Genomic DNA, 15,598 nt, shown 5'->3' with positions numbered 1-15,598 from the left:
GCTAGTAAGCCCCTTCTCCACGGGTGACGACGGACCAGGTCTTCCAGAGGATCTGCAGGTCGAGGATGAGCGACCAGTTCTCCACGTAACGCAGGTCGAGCCGGACGGACTCCTCCCAGGACAGGTCGGAACGGCCGCTGACCTGCCAGAGGCCGGTCATGCCCGGCTTGACGACCAGGCGGCGGCGCACGTCGGCGCCGTAGGCGGCGACCTCTTCGAGCAGCGGCGGGCGCGGGCCGACCAGCGACATCTCCCCGCGCACCACGTTGAGGAGCTGGGGCAGCTCGTCGATGGAGTATTTGCGCAGGAAGGCCCCCACGCGAGTGATCCGTGGATCGTTCCGCATCTTGAACAGCACGCCGTCGAACTCGTTGGCTTCGAGAAGAGCGCCCTTGCGCTGCTCGGCATCGACCACCATGGTACGGAACTTGAAGACGAGGAACTCCGTGCCGTCCTTGCCCACCCTGGTCTGCCGGAACAACGCGGGCCCCTCGCTGGTGAGCCGGATCAGCAGCCCCACCGCCAGCAGCGGCAGCGCCAGCACCAGCAGGGCCAGGCCGGCGACCACCCGGTCGAAGACCGTCTTGACGAAGCGCCTGGCGCCCCTGAACTCCGGATGCCCCACGTGCATCAGCGGCATCCCGGCCACCGGCGTGATGCTGATGCGCGGGCCCGCCACGTCGAGCAGCGCCGGGGCCACGAACAGGTCGGTGCCGCTCGTCTCCAGGCTCCAGGCCATCCTGCGCAGCGCCGCCCCGTCCAGCTCCGGGCAGGCCAGCACGGCCACCGCGTCGGCGCGCGCCCGCACGACCACGTCCGCGACGTCGCCGAACGAGCCCAGCACCGGGATGCCGTCGAGGTCCACGTCGTGGTCGGCGGCCGGCAGGCACGCCCCCACGACCTCCATGCCGTGGTAGGGCTGCCGGCGGAACTGCACGACCAGGTCGAGGATCGAGTCCCGGTGGCCGACGGCGACGACCTGGCGCATGTAGTCGCCGACCGTCCTTCGCCGGTGCAGGTACTTGCGCATCCGGTAGCGGTAGTAGAGCGTCGCCAGCAGGGCCAGCGGCAGCATCGCCATGACGAAGCTGCGCGCGATGTCGGCCTGCGTGGCGTAGGCCCCGATGGCCACCGCGGCCATCAGCCCGACGCCGCCGTTGAAGACGGCCTTGAACTCCTCCGGCCCCTCGCCGTTGGCGCGCTGCCGGTAGGCGCCGCCCAGCGCGAGCGCGGCCGGCCAGACGGCCACGAGCGCGAACCCGAAGATGTACTCGGCGACGGAGATGTAAGCGCCGTTGAACAGCCGGATGCCGAGCACACAAACGCACGCGAGCAACGCGCACATCGTGTCGCCGAGTAACAGGAGCCGTAAGTAGGCCCTTGTCCAGATACTGGACTCCCGGTGTGGCGCCGCCTCCAGGAGCACGACAGCGGACCCCCTGGTCCCCACCCTCATAAATACCACCCTGATGACTCGTTCACCGCTGTAACTTGACGTCTCTTGAGCCACATGGGTTGACACTTCCCATGCTTTATCAAGGGCGGCGGCCCCCACTAAAGAGTAAAGATCGAGTCCCGCCTGGGAAACACCGGTAAATGTCCACATGCGGACGCGAGTTACGGGAGGGCGGGGGTTGACGGAACGGTCCAACTAGTGCAGTGGAGGCGCCCGGGCCCGGGAGAATTGCGGGGGTCATTTCGGCCGGGTTTCCGGCAGCTGAAAACCGGCCGTCCGCGCATCGGACGGCCGGTGGTGCCGCAAGGGGCGGGCGCCTAGTCGTACTCCAGGTCGGGCAGGGCCGACGGCGGGTCGGGGCTGCGCCAGACGACCACGACACCGTGGCGGGCGGAGTCGGCCGCCACCTGGAGCCGGTCCAGGTCGAAGTCCGGCAGATATCTCAGGCGGGCGAGAAAGGTGGCGTCGGTCGCGTCGCGCGGCACCACGCAGCCCTCGCCGTCACGGTCGAGCAGGATGTAACGCACTTCTTCGTCCGGCTCGGCGACGACACGGACCTCGACCACGTCCTCCCACGCGAGGGCCTCGACGCTCCCGTCCGCGTAGTGGCGGGTGACGCCCTCTTCCGTGACGTACACGTAGGAGTCCGGCATCGGATTGCCGTGCATGGCCGCGATTCTCGCGACTCCCGGGCTCGTCCCGCAAGGGTTCGCGCTCATTGGCGCCCGGCGACCCCGCCGCGCGCGCAGGCCCGGCGGGCCGGCGCGCGCTCCGGCTCAGGGAGCCTGCTCGCGCCCCCAGGAGTGGCTGAGGTGCTCGGTGACCGCCGCCCGCGCCTCCTCCAGGGGAGCCTCGGCGATCGCGTCGAGCAGCGCGCGGTGCTCGCTGACCAGCACGTCCCTGTCCTTGTAGACCTCGCGCAGGCCCACCAGCCCGAGCCTGGTCTCGGCGGCCAGGGCGGCGTAGAGGCGTTCGAGGCGGGGGCTGCCGACGGCCTCGATGAGCGCCTCGTGCAGCGCCATGTGCTCGGCCACCACCGCCGACCAGGGCGCGTCCGCCGGCAGGGCGGCCATCCTGTCCAGCGCCTCCTCGGCCGCGGGCACCCTGCGCCCCGACAGGGCCTGGACCATCAGGTCTTCGAGGGGCCGGCGGACGTACATGAGGTCGTCGAGGTCCGAGATCGTCACCTCGGGGACATAGGCGCTGCGATTGCGCTCGCGTTTCAGCAGCCCCTCGTGCACCAGGACCGCCAGCGCCTCGCGCACGGTCGGTCGGGCCACTTTGTACACCGCGGCGATCTCCTGCTCGGGCAGCGGCGTGCCCGGCGCGATCTCGCCGGACAACACCCTCCCGCGCAGCGCGTCGGCCAGCGCGTCGACGGTCGAGACAGGTCTGAGGGGCAGGCTCACGGCTGCGACTCTAACGCCCTTTCGCGCACCCGTTCCGGTACGGCCACCGCCACCAGCGCGATCGCCAGCAGCACCAGCCCGGCGACGGAGACCGGGCCGAGGTGCTCGCGCAGCACCACGACGCCCAGCAGCGCGGCGACCGCGGGCTCGGCCAGGGCCAGGGTGGCGGCCGTGGCCACCGGGGTGGTCCGCAGGCCGCGGCCGTACAGGAGGTAGGACAGGGCCGTGGTGCCCAGCCCGAGGTAGGCGACGGCGAGCAGGCTCCTGGGCTCCGCCAGCCACTCGGCCCCGGTCAGGACCAGCACCGGCAGCATGATCACGGCGGCTCCGCCGAACATGACGCCCATCACGGCGTTGGACTCCGCTCCCCCGCTGATGGCGCGGGCGGCGGTGACGGCGTAGAAGGCGTACAGCAGGCCGCCCAGCAGCGCGAACGCCACCCCGAGCGCGGCCTGCCCGCCGGCCGCGCCCGGCGCGCCGTCGCCGCCCCCGACGATCAGGGCCGCGCAGCCGCAGATCGCCGCCGTGGTCGCCAGCGCCCAGCGCGCGCCCGGCCGCCGCCCGTGCAGCAGCCAGGACAGCAGGCCGGTGAAGACGGGGCCGCTGCCGATCGCCACCACCGTCCCGATGGCCACCCCGGTGCGGCTGACGGCGGCGAAGAAGCAGAGCTGGTACGCGGCCACCGCCACGGCGCCCAGCAGCAGCGCCGGGCTGACCGTCCGCCGGAGCGCGGCCCCGGCCACCAGGGCCAGGGCCGCGCCGCCGATGACCAGCCGCGCCGCCGCCAGGGCCACGGAGTCCGCGGAGACCAGCAGGCCCGCCGTTCCGGCCGTGCCCCACAACACCGCGGCGCCGACCACGGCGAGAGGTCCGTTCTTCATGTCGGCATTGTACTGTCTGACAATCAGACAATGCTCTCCCATAATTGGCCGATCAGCCGTCCCGCCGACGCGGCCACCTCGCCCGCGTGGTCGTCCAGCACGGCCAGGGCGTCCTCGATCTCGGGCACGCTCTTGCCGGGCAGGGCGAGCAGCACCTCGTCCTCGACCGTCACGCCGCCCTCCACCACGAAGGCGCCTCGCGTGACGACGATGGAGACGGCGAAGGAGACCTCGCGGCCGTCGGGGAGCGTGAACAGGGTGCCGACGCGGGCGCCGGCCGGCGGCAGGAGATAGGAGAAGGGCTCGCTGCGCACGAAGGGGTGATGCAACTCCGCGAGAACGCCCGCCGCCCGGCTCAGGGCCGCCAGCAGGCCGGCCGCGGCCAGACTCTCGCTGTCCACGCCCCAAAGCCTAGATCAGCCCGCTCCCCGCAGCCACCCACCCCCACCCGGGCCGGTCGGGGGCGAACCGCGCGGGTGGGCGCGCGGTTCGCCGCCATGGGCGGGCGGTCAGGGGATCGTCTCCCAGGGGCCGAAGGGGCTGTCCGCGCCGGGGGCGGCCTGCCTGCGCAGGTGCAGCTTGCCGTCCGTGCCGACGGCGAACAGCACGACGGCGCCGTTCTGGTCGAGGGTGGCCGCCGGGTAGTCGGTGATGGCGCCGCCGAGGTCGCTCCAGCCGCCGTACCCGGCGTTCGGGCTCACCTGCTTGGCCATGCTCACGCCCGCGCCTGCGTTGCGGTGGAACAGCAGGATCCTGGCGTCCGGCCCCGGCAGGGTGGTGACGAGCTCGGGCTCGCCCACCCCGGCGTGGCCGCCGATCACGACAGGGCTGACGTTCCAGGCCCCGCCGGCCGCCGACTGCCTCGTCACGACCAGCTCGGCCGTGCCCGCCTTGCGGTAGACCACCTCGATCCGGCCGTTCTGGGACAGCACCGCCGTGGGCGGGCCGGCCGGGGTCGCCGACGGCAGCGCGCCGTCCAGCGTGAACCCGCCGTTCGGGGTGGACTGGTGCCAGCGCAGGAGGCCGGTCGTGGTGGCGGCGAACAGGTGGAGGCGGCCCTGCGGGTCGGTGACGGCGCTGAGCCCGTCCTGTACGTCGCTGCCGTGCAGGTTCGTCCAGGGGCCCCAGGTGGTGCCGTTGACGGCCGTCTGGGAGCGGGTGCTGACGCCGCCGGCGCCGTTCCTGACGAAGATCTGCAGCCGGCCGTCGGCGTTGACGCCCACCACGGGCGCGCCCATGTACTTCGGGTCGCCGGTGCCCGGGTTGCCATGGTTCGTCCAGGTGCCGGCCCAGCTCCCGCCCGGGGTCGCCTGGCGCAGGGACACCACGCGGTCGTCGGACATCCGCCGGGCGACGATCTGCATCCGCCCGTCGGCGTTGAGGCCCACGCTGATCGGCTGTGCCAGCGGCCCGCCCGCGCCGGCCAGCGGGACCGGGCCGGTCCACTGCCCGAGCGCGTTCTGCGCGTAGGCGTGCACCTGGCCGCTGCGCACCACGAAGACGTGGGGCAGGCCGGCCGCGTCGCGCGCCGCCCAGGCCGTGCCGCGGGCCCAGCGGTAGTACATCCGCGACTCCCACCCGGCCGGGTCGAACGGGTCGTAGGTGAAGTAGCTCTGCAGGATCGCGGTCTTCCGGGCGACGGCGGCGGGCTCCAGGTTCACCGGCACGTCGGCGATGTTGTAGTCCCGGTAGTGCAGCTCGATGAGCGGCACGCCGTACGCCTGCGCCGCCTCCCTGGCGAACATGGAGGCGCCCACGTGGTCGGCGTGACCCCGGTGCTCCGGCCACGGGTCCATGCCCCGCAGCACCGTCGGCTGGTAGTGCTGCATCATCCCCGCCAGCACGTCGATCACGTTCTGGGTGTCGTAGCTGAACGACTGGGTGACCTGGCTGCCCTGCGGGATAATCGTGTGGTCGACGAAGTCGTCACCCCAGACGAACCAGCCGAGCTGGCCGTCCCTCAGGTTCATAAAGACGAGCTGGACCTGCGGCGCGGCCGTCAGCGTGAACCGCTCGACCTGGCGGCCGGAGAGCGTCCAGACGTCGCCGTCCCACTCCTCCTGGTCCTGCGGATCGGCGTCCGGCACCCCGGCCATCCGGGCGTAGGCGTCCTGGATGCCGCGCTGCCGGTTGCGGGCCCGTTCGGCGTCGGAGTTCCCGAGCCCGGTGATCTGGCCGGCGGTGATGAAGACGGTGACGCTCGGCATCCCCGTGCTGATGGAGTCGTGGACGTCGGGGTTCATGAACAGCAGGTCGTCGTCCTGGTGCGCGACGATCTGCATGAACCGGGCGGCCGGCGTGGTGACCGCAGCGTAGCCCGCCCCCGCGGTCGGCACGAGCGCGATCAGTGCCCCGAACACGGCCATCAGCCGCCTGGCTAACGAGGTGCGCCCGGATAACGGCGTGGTTGTGCCTGCGCGCATCTTTCTTCCCCCCACAAGGTCGTATCGGGCCCACGGCGATGGACCCGAACCAGATGCTGATCAGCCCGTAATTCGCGAACAAGGGGAAGGGGGATAACAACTGCGTAACTCACGTGACGCGCGCGGTAATAATGCGGGACACGCCTTGGCGGGAAACAGGTCGCCGTCGTGATTTCGGCCCGTCTATTTTCGGTCACCTCCGCCCGTCCGCCGATTTCCCGGCCGCCGGAAATGGCCGCGCCCATCATCCGGAGTCGCGCTGCGTAGCGGCGGGATCGCGCCGGCGGCGGCGAATACGGTCACCGCGTGGCACGGTGATCCCGCAATTCCGGGTGGCTCGATTGGCCTTTCCGATCACGTCACGAATGCCACCGGGGCCCGGGCGGCCGACGCCGGCCACGACGCGAGGCGGGGCGATCGGCACGAGGCCGGGGTGAGGCGGGGTGAGCGGCGGCGGGGCGGGTGAGCGGCGCGCGTCCGGCGGCGGGGCGGGTCAGTCGATGGCCAGGCGGGCGTGCCGTTCGACGTCGTAGCGGACCCCGTCGTAGCAGAGCTTGCCCCGCTCGATCCCCTCCGGCAGGAACCCGGCCTTGGTGGCCACCCGGCACGAGGCCGGGTTGTTCGTACGGTGCCCCAGCTCCAGCCGGTAGAGCCCGCGCTCCTCGAAGGCCCAGCGCGCGACCAGGTCGGCGGCGGCCGCGGCGATCCCCCTGCCCCTGGCCTCGGGCACCACCCAGTAGGACACCCAGCCGTTGCCGTGCCCGTCGACCTTGGTCACCGCGACGTTGCCGACGGCCCTGGCGCCCTCCGGCCCGTCGGCGACGACGGCGAAGGCGTGGCCCACCCCGGCCCAGGAGGCGATCCACCCCGAGGCGTCCTTGAGGGTGACCACGGGCCAGGGGGCCTGCCGGCGCAGGTCGGGCGCCTGGAAGGCACGCAGCACGAAGGGCGCGTCGTCCTCGCGCCACTCCCGCAGCCGGACGTTCACACGGATCACGCTGCCCGAGATTACCCGGATTGCACCTTCTTACCGATGGGGTGGGTCGCCTCGAAGTCGGCCACGAGCTGCTTCGGCGCGGTCAGCGACCACGCCTCGGCCATCAGCTCGAACAGCTCCTCCGCGTCGATCTTGTCGAGGTGGACCACCACCCACCCGAACCGCCCGGCCGTGAACTGCACCTCGAACACCTCGGGCCGCTCGCTGACGAGCGCGATCTGCTCCTCGATCGTGGCCTTCAGCCCGACGGTCTCGGTCGCCTCCCACAGGTAGCCGAACCCCTTGTCGTGCACCTTGATGCCGACCCACTCGCCCCCGTGGTGCATCCGGACGCCGGGCAGCTCGTCCAGCAACTCCAGGAACTCATCGACGCTCACACCCATGCCGCCCTGTGTACCAGACCCGGCCGACATTTTACGAGCCGGTCTTGAGCGACCGCTTAAATCCTCTTATAGTCGATTTGAGCGACCGCTCAAATCCGCCACGGCAAGGAGGCGGCATGCGCGTCTACGTCGAGACCGTGATCAGGGCGCCGCTGGAGGAGGTGTGGCAGGCCACCCAGGACCCGTCCCGCCACCAGCGCTGGGACCTGCGCTTCGGGCGCATCCGGCGGCTGCCGGGCGGCGGCCGGTTCCGTTACTCGACCCTCGGCGTCAGCGGCGTGGGCGTCTCCACGGGCGACCGGCACGCCGCCGACGGCACGTGCACCTCGGCCCTGCGCTTCGGCTCGGCCCACCCGCTCTCCCCCATCCGCGCCGGGTCCGGCTACTGGCGCTACCTCCCCACGCCCGGCGGCGTGCGGTTCCTCACCTCGTACGGCTACCGCCCGCACCTCCTGCCGACCGGGCTCATGTGGTGGGCCACGGCCTGGTCGTTCGACCGGCTGCGGCTGTGGCTGGAGACCGGCGCGAGCCCCCGGCGCTCCCTCCTCCAGGCCCTGGCCGAGGTGGTCATCCGCACGGCCGCCACCGCGCTGGCCGCCCGGCTGCTCGGCCCGTGGCCCGCCCTGGCCGCGCTGGCGCTCGCCCTCGCCCTCCCGCCCCTGCCGGGCACCCCGGCGGCCCGCCGCTGCCTGCGCCGGCCGGCACCACCACGATGGGAGCGACCATGCCCTCGATCTTCCAGCGCGCGCTCGGCCCCGACTTCGCCCGCCTCCACCCCATGCTCAGGCGCCGCTTCGGCGTCGGGCTCGACAGCGGCGAGGCGTGCGTCGGCCGGGGCGTGATGAGCCGCGTCTGGAACGCCGGCCCCGCCGTCCGCCCGTTCCTGGCGCTCGGCCGCCGCCGGAACATCCTGGTCTCCGACACCGGCCACGACGTGCCGTTCCGGATCGAGAACTACCCGTACGCCGACTCGTACGGCCGCGAGACCGTCACCTTCGTCCGCACCTTCCCCCGCGACCGGTTCGACGCCACCATGGTCTACGACCCCGCGCGCGGCCAGGTCCTCGACTACCTGGGCACGCACCAGCACATCGCCGTCCCGCTCGACCTCTCGGTGGACGAGCGCGGCGGCCTGGTCATCCGCTCGGGCCCGCAGCGCCTCCTGGAGGGCCCGCTGGCCGTCCGCCTCCCGGCCGCCGCCACCGGCACGGCCGTGGTGAGCGAGCACTTCGACGAGCGGACCGGGCGGTTCAGGATCGCGGTGACGGTGTGCCACCCCTGGCTGGGGCGGATCTTCGGCTACTGGGGCAGCTTCACCGTCTCGTACGTGAACGTCGCCGAGCACGGCGTTCCCGCTAGCGTGAGGCCCAGGCGGGAGGAGGCCCGCCTCTGACGCTCAGGGAGCCCGGTGGCCGACACACGCGAGAAGCTGCTCGACGCGGCGCTCGACACGCTCAAGACGCACGGGATGGCCGGGGCCTCGGCACGCACGATCGCCGCCGCCGCAGGCGTCAACCAGGCCCTGATCTTCTACCACTTCGGCAGCGTCGACCAGCTCCTGGCCGCGGCCTGCGAGCACGGCGCGGAGCGGCGCGCCGCCCTCTACCGCGACCGCTTCGCCGCCGTGACGACCCTGCGCGAGCTGCTCGACCTGGGCCGCGCCCTGCACGCCGAGGAGCGCGCGGAGGGCAGCGTCGCGGCGCTGGCCCAGCTCCTGGCCGGCAGCCAGACCGACCCGAAGCTGGCCCCCGCCGTGCTGGCCGGGCTCGGCCTGTGGACGGCGGAGGTGGCGCAGGCGCTGGAAAGGGTGCTGGCCGGCTCGCCGCTGGCGGAGTTCGTGGACGTGGCGGGGCTGGCCAGGGCGACGACGGCGGCGTTCGTGGGGCTGGAGCTGTACGAAGGCGTGGACGCCGACGGCGCGGCCCGGGCGCTGGACGCGCTGGAGGAGCTGGCGGCCCTGGTGACGGCCCTGGAGGACCTGGGCCCGGTGGCGCGCAGGACGGTGCGCGCCCGGCTCACTCGTAGTATCGGACCTCGATCACGTTCCCGTCCGGATCGGGGAAGTACATAGCCTCGGGGGCGATGCCCCGGGCCCCGAACGAGTTCCGGCCGGTGCCGGTGATCTTGACGTCGTGCTGCTTCAGCCGCACCTGCAAGGCGTCGAAGTCCTCCTTGCCGACGGCCAGGCAGAGGTGGTTCACCGGGTGCCCGGCGCTGCCCTTCACGCCGGTGCCCTCGTCCACGCCGCGCACGGCCTCGTACGACATGAGGTCGAGGATGGTCTCGTCCGAGATCCGCACGCTGGGGAAGGAGGCCTTCCCCTCGCGGAACTCGTCGGCCCGCACGCCCGGCAGGCCGATCACCTGCTCGTAGAAGTGCAGCGAACGGAGCTGGTCGGTCACCCAACAGACGAGATGGTCCAGGCGTGCGCGCATGCAGGCACCTCCGATTGTGCCTCCAATATCTGATGCCTCATCCCCCTTGTCCACCTAATCCCGCCTTTACCCGACAAATGGCCATCCGCCAGAAACGACGGGTTCATCTCGCCGCAGGACCACCCGGCGGGCGGTCACCAGGGCTCGACCTCGATCCCGGTGGCGGCGATCCAGAGGGCGCGAAAGTCGTGCCCGGCCCGGCCCGGCCGCTCGCGCGGCGGGTCTCGTCCGGTCACTGGCCGGCCCACTTCGTGCCGGCGCACCGGGCGATCTCCTGCGTGATCTCCCACCGGCCGGCGCGGTAGCCGCTGAGGGGGGTGAGCAGGACCTCGCCGCGGCGCGGGTCGTACCACGGGCTGAGGTCGTCGGAGCGCTGGGCGGAGGGCAGCACGGCCGAGGGCTTCGGGTCGAGGCAGAGGTAGCTGCGGAAGTTCCGGCGCCGCTCGGTGATGCGGGCGACGTCGTTCCACCGGTAGTACCACCGCTGGTCGCGGACGCGGACCTCGATGCCGGCCGCGGTCACGATGAGCAGCCGGGCATGTCGCTGTTTCATGCGCTGGGTGCCCCGCGCGACGAAGTGCACGTACAGCCGGAAGCTGTACACGCAGCCGATCATGCAGACCAGCACCAGGATGTACAGCAGGAGAGCGGGCGCCGAGGAGGCCAGCAGGGACAGGGCGGAGTCAATGATGATCTTCAGGCACACACCGCCGAGCGCCAGGGGCAGGAGCGAGGCCAGCCACCACAACCAGCCCAACCCGAGGCTCGGCGCGAACGTCCGTCCCTTGCTGACCCGGCCCGCGAACGGCGCGGACCCGCCCGGCGGACCGGTCCCGCCGCCGCCCCTGGGCCGGGCGGACGGCATCGGCGACCGCGCGCCGTCACTCCAGGAACGGCCTGCGTGCCGCGTCGCGGCGCCGTCGCTTCCGGCGGGAGGCGCGGCGGCGCCGTTGCGGGAGTGGGCGGCGTTCCGGGTGAAGGGGAAGGCGTGGGCGTTGTCGGTGCCGCGCTGGTTCGGGTCCGGCAGGCCCAGGGTGCCGAGCCGGTGCCGCAGGTGCGCGTACAGGACGCCCAAAGTCAGCGGGTCGGCCTCGCCCGGGATGCCGCTCCTGATCAGGTGCAGCAGCTCGCCGGTGAAGGAGGTGCAGGCGTCCGGCTGCTCGTCGAAGGGCACGACGTGGGCGGCCAGGTCGCTGGCGGTCAGCGTGTAGACGCCCCGCACGTCGCTCTGGTCGGCCACCAGGCTGGCGTGGGCCGACAGGGACTCGGTCTCGATGACCGTGCCGGCGTAGCAGCAGTCGAGAATGGCGATCTTCACGGCGGCGGGGCTGCCGCGCAGCGCGTTGCGGATGCGCGAGTATTCGAGGCCGGTCAGGTCGGGGTCGTCCGCGACGGTGTCGGCCAGCGCCAGGCACAGCTCGCCCTCCGGAGTGAGCAGCCCGTGCCCGGCGAAGTAGAGCAGCAGCACGCCGGTGGTCTCCCTGGCCGCCTGCCGGATGCGCTGGGCCACGACCCGGCTGTCGCCCTCGTTGTGCAGGACGCTGACACCGTACGCCGGCCAGCCGCACAGGTACGGATCGGTCAGCACCGAACGCAGCCCCATCAGGCTGTTGGCGGCGGCGGGCAGGTCGGGCAGGCTCTCGTCCTGGTGGACCGAGGTCGCGATGAGGATCGCCTGCGACGCCCCCGCCCACCGCTCATCACCCGTCATCGTCCACCCGGCCCTGGTTCAGCACCTCCCGGAGCAGCGGCAGCGCGTCGTCCACCCGTTTGGCCTCCACCTGCACCGTGCCCTCGGAGGTGGTCACCGTGATGGACACGTCGGAGTGCCGGTTGGTCAGCCAGGTGGTGAGCGCCCGCGCCAGCACCACCCCCGCGCCGCCCGACCCGAGCGCGATGCCGAGCAGTTCGATGGCTCCGCCCAGCTCCTCGGGTCCCGGGGGCCGTCTGACCGGCCGTACCCTGCCCCGCAGCGCCCGCTGGCTCTGCAGCCACTTCGTCAGCGAGATGAGCTCGCCGGTCGGATCGGCGTCCGCGACGACTCGCAACTCGACCTGCATCACCTCTCCCCTCTGCCAGGGTGAGCGCCCGCCGAGGGTCCGCCGAGCCGGGGCATCGCCTCCGTGACCAGCATGCGCCATCGCACCGCGCCGTGTCAGGAAACCTGTCTTACCTGTACGGACGACGCCGTCGACCGGGAATGCCCCCGCCCGCCGGCCGGGTTGCAGCGACTATGACGACAATCGGATTCATCGGCAGCGGACACATCGGCGGCACCGTCGCCCGGCTCGCCGTCGCCGCGGGCTATGACGTCGTGCTGAGCAACTCACGCGGCCCCGAGACGCTGAAGGACCTGGTCGACGAGCTGGGCGCGAAGGCGCGGGCGGCGACCCCGGCGGAGGCCGCGGCGGCCGGTGACCTGGTCGTCGTCAGCGTCCCGCTGAAGGCGTACGACCGGGTGCCCGTCGAGCCGCTCGGCGGCAAGCCCGTCCTCGACACCAACAACTACTATCCGGAACGCGACGGGCGCTTCCCCCGGCTCGACGACGCGTCGGCCACGTCGAGCGAGCTGCTGCAGGAGCACCTGCCGGCGGCGAAGGTCGTCAAGGTCTTCAACAACATCTTCTTCAAGCACCTGACCGCCCTGGCCCGGCCCGCCGGCGCCGCCGACCGCACGGCCCTGCCGATCGCGGGCGACGACACGGCGGCGAAGGAGACGGTGACGGCGTTCCTCGACGCGATCGGCTTCGACGCCGTCGACGCGGGCCCGCTGGCGGAGAGCTGGCGCTTGCAGCCCGGCACCCCCGTCTACGGCGCTCCGTACGGCGGCGGCGCGAACTTCTGGGACTCCCCGGGCGTACCGGCCGACGCCGCCACCATCCGCACAGCCCTGTCCGCCGCCACCCGCTGACCCGGAGCAGGCCCGGCCAGGCCCCGGCCGCTCACCTCAGCCGTAGTTCTCCTCCGCCCGCTCATAACCGGTGAGGATGTGCTCCATCTGCCGCAACCACGGCTGGTTCATGTCCCCCCGGCCCGGGTTGTCCAGAATGCTCTCCTGGCTCTCCTGGACACGCCCCTTCAGCCGGGCGAGGCTCTCGTCGGTGACGAGCAGACCCGGCAGGTTCTCCTGAATCCGCTTGGGCAGCATGTCGTAGACGTTCAGGAACTCGTCGTTGGCCTGGGCGAGGAAGCCGCGCGCCCTGCTGTTCGCCGTGCCGCCCAAGTCCCAGAACTCGTCCCACCCGCTGCGATCCGGGTCCACCATCGTCTCGAAGTTGGCACGGCACCACTCGATGATCTCCGCGAACCTGCCGGCGGCACTGCTCAGCGCGCCGGCGCTCGCGGCCAGGGCCGTCACGTTCCCGTAGATCTGCCGCAGCGCCTCCTGCGCGTTGTCGGCGGCGTCGCCGTACCAAGGGGAGTCACGCAGGTCCTGCGCCCGGAGCTGCAGCGTGTTCGCCAGCTCGACCAGCGCGTCGGCCATCTGCCGGTAGCTGTGCGGGTCACGGTAGACGCCGTACATGGCCAGCGCCTCGATGTCCCGCCTGGCCAGCTCCGCGGTCATGTCGCCGATGCCGTGGTCGACCGCTCTGGGCAGCTCCAGGGACACGCCGCCGTTGGGGTACATCTCACTCGCCCCGCGCAGCCTCCCGCCCGGCGCCAGCTCCTGGATCCGCTCTTCGAGCCGGTCGAGCGGCAGGTCGCCGAGCACGGCCTGGTCCACCAGCTGGTAGTTGCCCGCGGCCCGCTCGATCAGCAGCCCCGCCATCCCGGTCTCGGCGTACACGTCGCCCCAGAAGTCGGTGACCGCCCGGTCGGCGACGGTGAGGATCGCGTGCAGCTCGCGCGGCAGGTTCCAGTGCAGGCCGCTCAGCCCGTACGTGGTGGCGTGGCTGGAGTCGAAGTCACCGGCGCTGACCGCCATCCCGACCAGCCTCCCGGCCACCCCCCTCACACTGCCCCGATGAATCTCGAACCCGTCCTCCCGCTCCAGCCCGAGCCCGGGCCAGTAGGAGGGGATCTGCGGCTCCGTCTCCCAGACGGACCACTGGTCGGCTGGCGTCGGCTGAGGCTCGCGCATCAAGGACTCCGATCATCGCTGGGGCTGCCTCACCCTACGAAGATCATCCCAACTCATGCAACCGCCCGGACGGTCATTGGCTCCCGCACGGGCCACCCTCGAACCGACTGTCAGCTCACTCCCGCACGGCCTTCGGCTCCGTTGTTCATAGCATTTCCGGCGTGTGTTCACCGACGCTCGCGGCCCCTGTGTCTCCAGATCTAGAGAGATCACCTCTAGGTCTGGAGACACATCGAGAGGCTCATCAGCCGCCTGACCAGGCACCTAGCGTCTAGAGGCCCCTAATCTCTCCGGGCTCCGTCGGGCCAGATCACCCGTACGGGCACCTCCCGCCGCCGCGCCTCGGCCACGACGTCAGCAGTGCCGCCATAGCCTCGGGCCGGCTGCCCGTCCCAGACGGCGAACAACACATCGACGTCGTCCAGCATCCGCGCGCTTGCCGCCATGTGCGACTCCGCGGTGGACTCCGCAAAGTCCAGCCGGTGAGCCCGGACCGCCCGGCCCAGCAAGTCGTCATAGGCTGCATGGCACCCGCCCGGCAGCCCGTCCCGATACTCCTTGGCCGGGATCACGGCTTCCAGCACACCACCGAGGTCGAGCACCGCACGGGCGAGGATCTGATCAGCCCCGTCCGCCAGGCAGGACAAGCCGGCGACTTCAGGACCGTACTCAGCAAGCGCCTCACGTACCGCCCCGTCGATCAGTACGGCGGTCTCCTCCGGCAACCCCCGATGGCCGGACACAGCGATGCAACCATGATCTCGGCAGGCAGTTCGTTCATGGACAGCGACTCCACGGCGGTCTCAAACATCAAGCGTCACTTCCTTGATCATCAGATCCGCCGTTAGTTTTACAGTCCCGCTACTCCCGCAAATCCCCTTTGATCACCTTACTATCGGGCACGGTTACTCTGATGCAACTCTTGATCGGAACGGGGAGCACGTGATCTTAAGGGCATGTAGTCGGGTGTTGATGGGAATCGGGCTGGTTGTGCTCGTTCCCAGCATCCTCATGCAGTGGGGGGTGCAGGAAAAGTGGATGCGTGCGAGAGTGGTCGAGCCGACGGAAGCAAATGCATCCTTCCTGACACCTCTCGTGATCTCATGGATTGGTATCGGTCTGGGGATCGCGTGGGTGCTGGCGGCCATAACCTGCTACCTCATACCGAGGTCCATGGCCCATCTGCAGCGACCACGGGGCCGCCAAGGCGGTTCGGGTGCGGTCGTTTAACCTCCTCACCGGAGGCCAGGCTGACCGGGCAGGCGACGCCCATGTCGCCGATGCCGCATAGCCGGTGGGGGACCTTGTAGAGGTACTGCTGGCGGTAGCACTTGGCCACAGACAGTAATAGCGACCTATTCCGTTTCTTTCGGATGGCGAGGGGATGCGTAAATCAACCAGACGGTACGGGTGCTGTCATCGATGACATAGCGTACGCGTCCCCCGCTGGTGACCTCGAACTCCCACTGCTCTAGATCCTTGCCGTTGTGACGATGAGTCGCGAGGTCACCACGTAGGCGATGTTGCCTGTCG

At 71.3% G+C, this 15,598-nt stretch carries 17 protein-coding genes; 4 read left to right on the top strand and 13 right to left on the bottom strand.

All coding sequences use genetic code 11. The features are described 5' to 3' along the window. Position 1 precedes the first annotated feature (1 nt). From IO39_RS32250 to IO39_RS32215, 8 genes are all read right to left on the bottom strand, one after another. Positions 2-1,456 carry a sugar transferase gene (locus tag IO39_RS32250; protein WP_043630971.1) on the bottom strand — a complete coding sequence of 485 codons (1,455 nt, stop codon included), beginning with the start codon at positions 1,454-1,456 and terminating at the stop codon, positions 2-4. A gap of 317 nt (positions 1,457-1,773) precedes the next feature. Continuing rightward, the gene (locus IO39_RS32245) at positions 1,774-2,124 is read right to left on the bottom strand and encodes a hypothetical protein (protein WP_043630969.1); all 351 of its coding nucleotides are present in this window, start codon (positions 2,122-2,124) and stop codon (positions 1,774-1,776) included. 108 nt (positions 2,125-2,232) lie between these two features. Then, positions 2,233-2,865 (bottom strand): GntR family transcriptional regulator, encoded by a 633-nt coding sequence (locus IO39_RS32240; protein ID WP_043630966.1) that lies wholly within the window; start codon positions 2,863-2,865, stop codon positions 2,233-2,235. After that, complete coding sequence (locus tag IO39_RS32235; RefSeq protein ID WP_052423636.1) at positions 2,862-3,746, bottom strand: DMT family transporter; 885 nt, start codon at positions 3,744-3,746, stop codon at positions 2,862-2,864. The genes IO39_RS32240 and IO39_RS32235 overlap by 4 nt, the downstream gene beginning before the upstream one ends. 23 nt (positions 3,747-3,769) lie before the next feature. After that, positions 3,770-4,147, bottom strand: coding sequence for a hypothetical protein (locus IO39_RS32230; protein WP_043630964.1), 378 nt, complete (start codon positions 4,145-4,147; stop codon positions 3,770-3,772). A gap of 108 nt (positions 4,148-4,255) precedes the next feature. Next, entirely contained in the window at positions 4,256-6,112 is a 1,857-nt protein-coding gene (locus IO39_RS32225) for a DUF8189 domain-containing protein (RefSeq protein ID WP_169789161.1), read from the bottom strand. A gap of 550 nt (positions 6,113-6,662) precedes the next feature. Continuing rightward, positions 6,663-7,166 (bottom strand): GNAT family N-acetyltransferase, encoded by a 504-nt coding sequence (locus IO39_RS32220; protein ID WP_245642429.1) that lies wholly within the window; start codon positions 7,164-7,166, stop codon positions 6,663-6,665. 11 nt (positions 7,167-7,177) lie between these two features. After that, entirely contained in the window at positions 7,178-7,549 is a 372-nt protein-coding gene (locus tag IO39_RS32215) for an MmcQ/YjbR family DNA-binding protein (RefSeq protein ID WP_043630957.1), read from the bottom strand. Positions 7,550-7,665: 116 nt separating this feature from the next. On the opposite strand from IO39_RS32215, the gene IO39_RS32210 reads away from it, so the two are divergent. Genes IO39_RS32210 through IO39_RS32200 form a run of 3 tightly spaced genes read left to right on the top strand, consistent with a single transcriptional unit; the run spans position 7,666 to position 9,620 of the window. Beyond that, positions 7,666-8,391, top strand: coding sequence for a hypothetical protein (locus tag IO39_RS32210; RefSeq protein WP_052423635.1), 726 nt, complete (start codon positions 7,666-7,668; stop codon positions 8,389-8,391). Beyond that, the gene (locus IO39_RS53180) at positions 8,328-8,942 is read left to right on the top strand and encodes a DUF4166 domain-containing protein (protein WP_245642428.1); all 615 of its coding nucleotides are present in this window, start codon (positions 8,328-8,330) and stop codon (positions 8,940-8,942) included. The genes IO39_RS32210 and IO39_RS53180 overlap by 64 nt, the downstream gene beginning before the upstream one ends. Positions 8,943-8,957: 15 nt before the next feature. Further along, positions 8,958-9,620, top strand: a complete 663-nt coding sequence (locus tag IO39_RS32200) for a TetR/AcrR family transcriptional regulator (RefSeq protein ID WP_043630951.1) — start codon at positions 8,958-8,960, stop codon at positions 9,618-9,620. On the opposite strand, the gene IO39_RS32195 is transcribed toward IO39_RS32200, so the two are convergent. The 3 genes from IO39_RS32195 to IO39_RS32185 form a co-directional block, all read right to left on the bottom strand. Next, a complete protein-coding gene (locus IO39_RS32195; RefSeq protein WP_043630948.1) occupies positions 9,565-9,984 on the bottom strand; it encodes a VOC family protein in 420 nt (139 codons plus the stop codon). The genes IO39_RS32200 and IO39_RS32195 overlap by 56 nt on opposite strands. Positions 9,985-10,216: 232 nt before the next feature. Then, positions 10,217-11,695: a caspase family protein gene (locus IO39_RS32190; protein ID WP_043630946.1), complete on the bottom strand. Its 1,479-nt coding sequence runs from the start codon at positions 11,693-11,695 to the stop codon at positions 10,217-10,219. Then, positions 11,685-12,044 carry an effector-associated constant component EACC1 gene (locus IO39_RS32185; RefSeq protein ID WP_052423634.1) on the bottom strand — a complete coding sequence of 120 codons (360 nt, stop codon included), beginning with the start codon at positions 12,042-12,044 and terminating at the stop codon, positions 11,685-11,687. The genes IO39_RS32190 and IO39_RS32185 overlap by 11 nt, the downstream gene beginning before the upstream one ends. 173 nt (positions 12,045-12,217) lie before the next feature. Between IO39_RS32185 and IO39_RS32180 the strand changes: the two genes are divergently transcribed. Further along, positions 12,218-12,895: an NADPH-dependent F420 reductase gene (locus IO39_RS32180; protein ID WP_043630943.1), complete on the top strand. Its 678-nt coding sequence runs from the start codon at positions 12,218-12,220 to the stop codon at positions 12,893-12,895. A 36-nt stretch (positions 12,896-12,931) separates the two neighbouring features. Here the strand turns inward: IO39_RS32180 and IO39_RS32175 are convergent, their stop codons facing one another. Both IO39_RS32175 and IO39_RS32170 read right to left on the bottom strand, forming a co-directional pair. Next, entirely contained in the window at positions 12,932-14,065 is a 1,134-nt protein-coding gene (locus IO39_RS32175; RefSeq protein ID WP_043630940.1) for a hypothetical protein, read from the bottom strand. A gap of 281 nt (positions 14,066-14,346) precedes the next feature. After that, on the bottom strand, positions 14,347-14,790 hold the full coding sequence (locus IO39_RS32170; protein WP_245642427.1) for a hypothetical protein: 444 nt from the start codon (positions 14,788-14,790) through the stop codon (positions 14,347-14,349). Between the last annotated feature and the right edge of the window lie 808 nt (positions 14,791-15,598).

Source organism: Nonomuraea candida, assembly GCF_000725485.1.
Lineage (GTDB): Bacteria > Actinomycetota > Actinomycetes > Streptosporangiales > Streptosporangiaceae > Nonomuraea > Nonomuraea candida.
This window is presented reverse-complemented; position numbering and strand designations above follow the sequence as displayed.

What these genes read in the sequence shown, in the direction of transcription:
- IO39_RS32250 (WP_043630971.1), bottom strand. Translation starts at nt 1,456, where the DNA reads ATGAGGGTGGGGACCAGGGGGTCCGCTGTCGTGCTCCTGGAGGCGGCG.
- IO39_RS32245 (WP_043630969.1), bottom strand. Translation starts at nt 2,124, where the DNA reads ATGCACGGCAATCCGATGCCGGACTCCTACGTGTACGTCACGGAAGAG.
- IO39_RS32235 (WP_052423636.1), bottom strand. Translation starts at nt 3,746, where the DNA reads ATGAAGAACGGACCTCTCGCCGTGGTCGGCGCCGCGGTGTTGTGGGGC.
- IO39_RS32225 (WP_169789161.1), bottom strand. Translation starts at nt 6,112, where the DNA reads ATGGCCGTGTTCGGGGCACTGATCGCGCTCGTGCCGACCGCGGGGGCG.
- IO39_RS32215 (WP_043630957.1), bottom strand. Translation starts at nt 7,549, where the DNA reads ATGGGTGTGAGCGTCGATGAGTTCCTGGAGTTGCTGGACGAGCTGCCC.
- IO39_RS32210 (WP_052423635.1), top strand. Translation starts at nt 7,666, where the DNA reads ATGCGCGTCTACGTCGAGACCGTGATCAGGGCGCCGCTGGAGGAGGTG.
- IO39_RS53180 (WP_245642428.1), top strand. Translation starts at nt 8,328, where the DNA reads ATGCTCAGGCGCCGCTTCGGCGTCGGGCTCGACAGCGGCGAGGCGTGC.
- IO39_RS32195 (WP_043630948.1), bottom strand. Translation starts at nt 9,984, where the DNA reads ATGCGCGCACGCCTGGACCATCTCGTCTGTTGGGTGACCGACCAGCTC.
- IO39_RS32190 (WP_043630946.1), bottom strand. Translation starts at nt 11,695, where the DNA reads ATGACGGGTGATGAGCGGTGGGCGGGGGCGTCGCAGGCGATCCTCATC.
- IO39_RS32185 (WP_052423634.1), bottom strand. Translation starts at nt 12,044, where the DNA reads ATGCAGGTCGAGTTGCGAGTCGTCGCGGACGCCGATCCGACCGGCGAG.
- IO39_RS32180 (WP_043630943.1), top strand. Translation starts at nt 12,218, where the DNA reads ATGACGACAATCGGATTCATCGGCAGCGGACACATCGGCGGCACCGTC.
- IO39_RS32175 (WP_043630940.1), bottom strand. Translation starts at nt 14,065, where the DNA reads ATGCGCGAGCCTCAGCCGACGCCAGCCGACCAGTGGTCCGTCTGGGAG.